A 7,174-nucleotide genomic window follows, 5' to 3' on the forward strand; every position below is an offset into this window, starting at 1 on the left:
CTCGCGCCGTCGGGCGCCCGGCCGACGCCTGCCCGCCCGCGTCCGCCGCCCGGCCGTCGGCACCCGGCCGCCGACGCCGACGCGCCCGGCACCCGCTCACCGGCTCGCCGGTCCACAGGACCCGTCCGCCCCCGGCCAGCGCCCCGGCCCCGGCCCGCCGGGTCCACCGGCCGCCGCCCCGGCCGCACGCGTCACACGCGGGGCAGGGACTCCGCTTCGAGGCCGCCCTCGATAGCGAGGATGCGGTGTAGCCGGGTGGCGACGAGCAGCCGCTGCATCTGGGGTGGCACGCCGCGCAGCACGAGCCGCCGTCCGGCCCGCCCGGCCCTGCGGTGCGTGCCCATGATGACGCCCAGGCCGGTGGCGTCCCAGGCGTCCAGCTCGGTCAGGTCGAGGACGAGGTCCCCGCCGCCGGAGTCGACGGCCGTGTGCAGGGCCGTACGGGCGTCCGCCGCGCTTCGGACGTCGAGTCGGCCCCCGACGACCAGCTCGGCGTGGTCGCCCCTGATGTCCATAGGTGCTCCTCATGGTGCGTCGTGCCGTCAATGTGCCACTGTGCGACTAAAGAACTGACTCCTCCTCACAGGGCGGCGTTCCTGCCTGTCAGCCAATCAGCGCGGATTTCACCCGTAAGGGTGATTGCCATCGTCGGGTACGACACCCGGCTGCCACCGGCTGCCCGGCGCCGGCCTCCGGGCCGTACGGCTCGGGCACCGCGCCGCCCGGGCCGGGCACCCGTAGCGGTCCGCCGCGCCCGCGGATCTCCCCGGGCTGCGGCTCCCGGGCCCGCGGATCTCGCGGGACTTCCGGTCTCACGGTCCTTCCGGTCTCACGGTCCTTCCGGCCAGGGGGACTTCCGCCGCCGGGAGCGCCGGGCCGCGCGCCCTCCGCCCCGACGGCCGGAGCCGGTCGCCGGTCCCCACGGCCGGAGCCGGTCCCGAGGGCCCGGAGCCGACCCCGCGGCCGAAAGCCGTCCCGGGCGGTCGCCCGGCCCCGGCAGCCCGCAGCGGCCCGGCGGTGTGTCAGTAGTCGTAGAAGCCCTGGCCGCTCTTGCGACCGAGGTCGCCCGCGTCGACCAGACGCCGCATGATCTCCGGCGGCGCGAACTTCTCGTCCTGGGACTCGGCGTAGATGTTGCCGGTGGCGTGCAGCATGATGTCCACCCCGGTCATGTCCGCCGTCGCGAGCGGCCCCATGGCGTGCCCGAACCCCAGCCGGCAGGCGGTGTCGATGTCCTCGGCCGACGCCACACCGGACTCGTAGAGCCTGACGGCCTCGACCACCAGCGCCGAGATCAGCCGGGTGGTGACGAAGCCCGCGATGTCGCGGTTGACGACGATGCAGGTCTTGCCCACGCCCTCGGCGAACTCCCGCGCGCGGGCCAGCGTCTCGTCGCTGGTCTTGTGGCCGCGCACCAGCTCGCACAGCTGCATCAGCGGTACCGGCGAGAAGAAGTGCGTGCCCACGACGCGCTCGGGCCGCTCGGTGGCCGCCGCGATCTTGGTGATGGGGAGCGCGGAGGTGTTGGACGCCAGAATGGTGTCGTCCTTCACCAGCCGGTCGAGCGTACGGAAGATGTCCTGCTTGACCTCGATCTTCTCGAAGACCGCCTCAACCACCACGTCGGCGTCCCCGGCGGCCTCCAGCTCGGTGGTGGGCGTGACACGGGCCAGCGCCGCCTCGGCGTCGGCCGCCGCCAGCTTGCCCTTGGCGACGAACCTGCCGAACGACTCCTCCACGGCCTGCCTGCCGCGCCGCGCCGCCGCGTCGGTCACGTCGCGCAGCACCACGTCCCAGCCCGCCTGGGCGGCCACCTGCGCGATGCCGGACCCCATGAGTCCGGCCCCGATGACAGCGAGCTTCCCGGCCACGGCGAACACCCTTCCATCGAGTCCACAGGACCTCCCACGGACTGTTCATCGGCGCTGATGGCCGGACCTTAACGCTCGTTCACCCCCGGGCGCAGCCCCGAGTGAGCCCTGTCAAGGTGTGTTCTTCGCCGCATAACCGAGCACGGCGGCGCTCAGAAGTTCCTCCATGGCGTCCAGCCGCGCCATGACCTCCCTGCTCACCGCCGCCGGTTCCCGGCGCTCGCCCATGGCGCGGCCGACGGCGTCCATGACGGCGTTCTGGAGCCAGGCGATCTGCCCCGCGACCAGTTCGGGCAGCAGGTCGCCGGGGGCGGCTCCGGTCTCGTCGGCGCCAACGGAGCGGGCAAGACCACCACCCTGCGCATGCTCACCACCCTCCTGCCGCCCGCCAGCCGAGCCCGCGCGGACCACGCCAGGCCGAGGGTTCACCGACGCGCTCGGAGACGTCACGCGCGGGAAGAGCCCGGGAGGATCACCCCCCGGGCTCCTCAGTGCTCCGGTGCGTTCCCCGGCGCGATCGCGGCCGGTCAGCTGGGCCAGTAGGACCAGCTGGAACAGCCCTTGTGGTCCTCGCAGACCCGGAACTGCTTGATCTGAGAACTGTAGGTGGCCCAGGGTCCCCAGTTGCCGTCGGAACCGTTGCCGTCCCACTGGGAGACGTGGGCGCCGTTGGCCAGGTAGGCATCGGCGTAGACACCGTTGCCGTCCCGCTCGCCGTCGTAGGCACGCATCGAGTACGAGGTGGCCTGCGCACGGTCCGAGCCGTGGGAGAGCGTGACGGTGGACGCCGACGCGGACGCCGAGGTGACCGTGGAGAGCCCGATCAGGACCGCACCGGCCAGGACGCCCGCCGAGGTGACCACATTCTTCTTTGTTGCTTTCACAGTTCCCCCTTGAATCCATGATGACGAATGGCGCCGCCCGGTGCGGCCCCACTGCGGCGGCGGCCGCCGAACAGCCGGGGCGAAGGCAGGTACACCCCCGCACCGGCCGCGACGAACTGCCGGTGGACGGACTTCGGCCGGGAACGGTCCGGAGGCCGCTTACCGCGGGACACCGCCGCCTGCTCGACGAGTCTCCCCGTCGTCCATGGGGCGCGTCATTGGCATAGAGCGCCAGTCACTTGGCACTTCGTGCCACCTGCACACCAGGCCGGAGTTCCGCCCGATCAGCCGACCGCCCCCGCCTGGCGTGCGGCGCGAAAAGCGCCTGGCGAGCGATGACCGGGGCCGCCCACGCGCCGCCGCCGAGGGGTGGGCTGCCGGACACGGCCGGCACCCCGGCCGGTCATCGCCCGGCACCCGCACGCCACACGTCGTTGTGGTGGGAGCGGGCCTGGGCGCCGCCGGGAGTCGCGCCGCCAGCCGTCGGCGGCACTGTCAGACCCGCCGCGTACGCTCATGGCATGGTCAATCTCACCCGCATCTACACCCGCACCGGGGACGACGGGACCACCGCCCTCGGCGACTTCAGCCGCACCCCCAAGACCGACCTGCGCATCGGCGCCTACGCCGACGTCAACGAGGCCAACGCCGCGATCGGGGTCGCCATCGCGCTCGGCTCGCTGCCCGCCGAGATCGTGAAGGTCCTGGTCAGGGTGCAGAACGACCTGTTCGACGTGGGCGCCGACCTGGCCACGCCCGTCGTGCCCGACCCGGAGCACCCGCCGCTGCGCGTCGAGCAGAGCTACGTCGACAAGCTGGAGGCCGACTGCGACCGCTTCCTGGAGGGGCTGGAGAAGCTGCGCAGCTTCATCCTGCCGGGCGGCACGCCGGGCGCGGCGCTGCTGCACCAGGCGTGCACGGTCGTGCGCCGCGCCGAGCGGTCCACCTGGGCGGCCCTGGCCGAGCACGCCGACGCGATGAACGCGCTGACGGCCACCTACCTCAACCGCCTGTCCGACCTGCTGTTCATCCTGGCCCGCGCGGCCAACGCCGAGGTCGGCGACGTGCTGTGGGTGCCGGGTGAGAACCGGTGAGGCCGGTTCGGTGAGGGTCGCGAGGCGCTTAGCGGGCGCGCCCCGCCGCCGGGCCGGGCCCGCGTCAGGCGCGGCGTGCGGGGCCGCCCCGGTCGGCCGGTGCGGCCGGGGAGCCGGTGGGCCCGGCGGGCGGCGTGCGGGAGGCGTCCGCCGCCGGGGCCTGCGGCTCCTGGCCCGGCTTCGGCTTCGGCTTCGGCTTCGGCGGCCAGAGCGTGTAGCAGACGGCCACCAGCAGGTGGATGCCGACCACCCGCGCCGCCAGCCACTGGTTCGCGGTCAGCGCCTCCGTGCGGTCCGGGTCGTCCACCAGCCAGACGCACGCCTGGAGCACGGCCGCCGCGACGGCCCCGGCCACCAGCGTCATCCGCCACAGCCGCCACTCGTGCCGGATCCGCTCCCGGCCGTACTTCGGCGGCCGGACCGGCGGCGGGCCGCCCGCGAACCGGTGGGCGAAGCGCCCGTCCGCCCAGCTGATCAGGTAGTGGCCGTACGCCACGGAGAAGCCCAGGTAGAGCGCTGCCAGGCCGTGCAGGGTGGACGGCTCGGCCCCGCGCCGCAGGTCGACCACGGTCGCCACCAGCAGCGCCACGTCGACCAGCGGCACGCACGCCAGCAGCACCGCGCCCGCGCGTGGCCTGCGCAGCAGGTAGCGGACGCTCAGCCCGGCCACCAGGAACACCCAGAAGCCGATCTCGCTCGCGGCGATCATTCCGACGATCACGGCGCAACCCCCTCCTCCCGGCCCGCTCCGGCGCTTCCCGGCGCGGCTCTCCCAGCCTCCCGCCCGCCCGTGCCGCGCGCGTCGTCGCCCGAGAGGAGTCCGGGCTGCGACCTTCGATGGAGACGGCACCGGGCGGCACCGCGCCAGGGGCGGACGACCGCCCGTACGGCCGCGTGCTGTGATGGACGCGTGCCGCGCTCCCTGACCCTGCCCGCCCGCCCGCACCGCGACGACGTCCTGATCGCCGTGGCGGGCCTCGTCGGCGGCCTGGTGCTGTGGGGCTTCGGGCTGCGGGTCAGCGCTCCCGTGCCCGGCGTGCCGGAGTGGGCCGGGCTCGTGGCGCTGGCCGCCATGTGCGGCGCCGAGCTGCTGCGCCGCACCGCGCCGCGTACGGGCCTGGCGGCGGCCACGGCGGCGGCCGTCCTGGACGGGGCCGGCGGCACCATCCTGACGACCCTGCTGATGTTCACCGACCTGGTGTACGCGGCCGTGCTGTACGGCACTCCGGCCACCGCCCGCCACCTGCCGCGCGCCTGCCTGCTGCTCACCGTGGCCGGCGTCGCCCTGCTGCTGGCCGTCTACCAGCAGCCGGAGACCCTGGTGTCGGGCCTGAGCCTCGCGCTGGTACTGGTCGCGCCGGCCTGGACCGGCGCGATCGTGCGCGACCACCGCAACGCCGCCGCGGCCGCCCGGCTGGCCGCCGAGCGCACGGCCCTGCTGGCCGAGCTGGACCGGCGCGAGGCGGTCACCGCCGAGCGCGCCCGCATGGCCCGCGAGCTGCACGACCTGGTGGCCGGGCACCTGTCGGCCATCGCGCTGCACTCCACGGCCGCGCTGTCGCTGCGCGACCCCGGTGCGACGGACGAGGCGATGGCCGTCATACGGGAGAACAGCGTGCGCGGCCTGGCCGAGATGCGCGGCCTGATCGGCCTGCTGCGCGACCCGGGCGGCGACGCCCGGCCCGCCCCGGCGCCCACGCTCGACAGCCTGGACGCGCTGCTGGAGCGCGCCCGCGCGGGCGGCTCGGCGCGCGGCCTGCGCTTCGCGCTGCGCGACGAGCGGCCACCGGGCGGCGGCCCGCTGCCCGCGCCCGTCGAGCTGGCCGCCTACCGCATCGTGCAGGAGTCGCTGACCAACACCCTGAAGCACGCGGCGCCCGGCGAGGTCACCGTGCGGATCGCGGGCCGCCCGGAGCACGGCGGTGCGCTGGAGGTGCGCGTGACCAGCCCGTACGGCGACGGGCCGGACCCCGGCGGCCGGGGCGGCGGCGGCCCGGCGCCGGGCTGCGGCGCGGGCCTGGTCGGCATGCGGGAGCGGGCCGCGCTGCTGGACGGGGAGTTCGCGGCCGGTCCGGACGGGCCGCCGGGCCCGGCGGCGCGGTGGGTGGTACGGGCCGTACTGCCGGTCGGCGAGCAGCCCGCCGGGGCGGCACGGGCGGACGCCGAGCGGCCCGCGCGGGAGGGCCGCGAGAGCCGGGAGGGCCGCGAAAGCCGGGAGGTCCAGTCCGCCGGGGACGCGGCGCGGCCCGCCACCGGCCGTGCGGCAGTGCGCGCCCCTGCCCGGGAGCGGGAGCGGGAGGCCCCCGAGGCCCGCCGGGCGACGGCACCGCGTCCCCGGGCCCCTCTCCCCCGCGCCGCACACGACACCGTGCCCGAGGCCCCGCGCGGCAGCGGCACCGCACACGACCGCCCGTACCGCCCGGCGGCGCCCGGGGACCCGCGCGACGGCGACGCGTACGGCCCGGCCCCGCGCGGCGGCCCGGGCACCGGCCAGGACGGCCCAGCCGACCCGTGCGCCGCCCACGCCGCGCATGACGGCCCGTACGACCGCGCGCGGAGCGGAAAGGCGGACCCCGCATGACCACGCGCGTGCTCGTCGCCGACGACCAGTCGGCCGTCCGGGCCGGGCTCGTGCTGATCCTGCGCTCGGCCGGGGGCATCGAGGTCGCCGGAGAGGCCGGAGACGGCGAGCAGGCCGTGCGGCTGGCCCGCGAGCTGCGCCCCGACGTGGTCCTGATGGACGTGTCCATGCCCCGCCTCGACGGCGTGTCGGCCACCCGCGAGATCGTCGCCGAGGGGCTGGCGGACGTGCTGGTGCTGACCACCTTCGACCTGGACGCGTACGTCTTCGGGGCGCTGCGCGCCGGGGCCGCCGGGTTCCTGCTGAAGGACAGCGACGCGGCGACGCTGGTGGAGGCGGTGCGCACGGTGGCGCGCGGCGAGGGGCTGATCGCCCCGGCGGTGACCCGCCGCCTGATCGCCGAGTTCGCCCGGCCGCGCGCCGGGCGGGCGCCGGACGAGCCCGCGCCCGAGGGCCTGGACACGCTGACGCCCCGGGAGCGGGAGGTGCTGGGCTGCCTGGGCCAGGGGCTGTCGAACGCGCAGATCGCCGCCCGGCTGAGCATGGCCGAGGCCACCGTGAAGACGCACGTGAGCCGGCTGCTGGCCAAGCTGGGGCTGCGCAGCCGGGTGCAGGCGGCGGTGCTGGCCCAGGAGTGGGCCGGATGAGCCCGGCGGGGCGGCGGCGACCGGCGATGCCGGGAGGCCGGGCCGTACGGGCGGGCGGACGGTGCCGCGCGCCGCGCGCCCCGAGGCAGTCCGCGCC

At 76.1% G+C, this 7,174-nt stretch carries 7 protein-coding genes and 1 pseudogene; 4 read left to right on the forward strand and 4 right to left on the reverse strand.

Going from position 1 to position 7,174, the window contains the following annotated elements; genetic code table 11:
* Nucleotides 1-191: 191 nt before the first annotated feature.
* Together RKE29_RS26455 and RKE29_RS26460 are read right to left on the reverse strand one after the other, a co-directional pair.
* On the reverse strand, nucleotides 192-515 hold the full coding sequence (locus tag RKE29_RS26455; protein WP_312008176.1) for an STAS domain-containing protein: 324 nt from the start codon (nucleotides 513-515) through the stop codon (nucleotides 192-194).
* Between the two features lie 507 nt (nucleotides 516-1,022).
* Nucleotides 1,023-1,871, reverse strand: coding sequence for a 3-hydroxyacyl-CoA dehydrogenase family protein (locus tag RKE29_RS26460; RefSeq protein WP_312008177.1), 849 nt, complete (start codon nucleotides 1,869-1,871; stop codon nucleotides 1,023-1,025).
* Between the two features lie 273 nt (nucleotides 1,872-2,144).
* On the opposite strand from RKE29_RS26460, the gene RKE29_RS30880 reads away from it, so the two are divergent.
* Entirely contained in the window at nucleotides 2,145-2,414 is a 270-nt protein-coding gene (locus tag RKE29_RS30880; RefSeq protein ID WP_369016061.1) for an ATP-binding cassette domain-containing protein, read from the forward strand.
* Here the strand turns inward: RKE29_RS30880 and RKE29_RS26470 are convergent.
* Entirely contained in the window at nucleotides 2,399-2,755 is a 357-nt protein-coding gene (locus RKE29_RS26470) for a hypothetical protein (RefSeq protein WP_312008179.1), read from the reverse strand. The two genes, RKE29_RS30880 and RKE29_RS26470, sit on opposite strands and share 16 nt — an antisense overlap.
* 521 nt (nucleotides 2,756-3,276) lie before the next feature.
* Between RKE29_RS26470 and RKE29_RS26475 the strand changes: the two genes are divergently transcribed.
* Nucleotides 3,277-3,849 carry a cob(I)yrinic acid a,c-diamide adenosyltransferase gene (locus tag RKE29_RS26475; protein ID WP_312008180.1) on the forward strand — a complete coding sequence of 191 codons (573 nt, stop codon included), beginning with the start codon at nucleotides 3,277-3,279 and terminating at the stop codon, nucleotides 3,847-3,849.
* A 64-nt stretch (nucleotides 3,850-3,913) separates the two neighbouring features.
* Here the strand turns inward: RKE29_RS26475 and RKE29_RS26480 are convergent, their stop codons facing one another.
* A complete protein-coding gene (locus tag RKE29_RS26480) occupies nucleotides 3,914-4,570 on the reverse strand; it encodes a hypothetical protein (protein WP_312008181.1) in 657 nt (218 codons plus the stop codon).
* A gap of 189 nt (nucleotides 4,571-4,759) precedes the next feature.
* On the opposite strand from RKE29_RS26480, the pseudogene RKE29_RS26485 reads away from it, so the two are divergent.
* Both RKE29_RS26485 and RKE29_RS26490 read left to right on the forward strand, forming a co-directional pair.
* Nucleotides 4,760-5,977, forward strand: a pseudogene (locus RKE29_RS26485) (sensor histidine kinase); the annotation flags it as partial.
* Between the two features lie 449 nt (nucleotides 5,978-6,426).
* Nucleotides 6,427-7,077, forward strand: coding sequence for a response regulator transcription factor (locus RKE29_RS26490; RefSeq protein WP_312008182.1), 651 nt, complete (start codon nucleotides 6,427-6,429; stop codon nucleotides 7,075-7,077).
* The last annotated feature ends 97 nt before the right edge of the window (nucleotides 7,078-7,174 follow it).

Source organism: Streptomyces sp. B1866 (genome assembly GCF_031932565.1).
Lineage (GTDB): Bacteria > Actinomycetota > Actinomycetes > Streptomycetales > Streptomycetaceae > Streptomyces.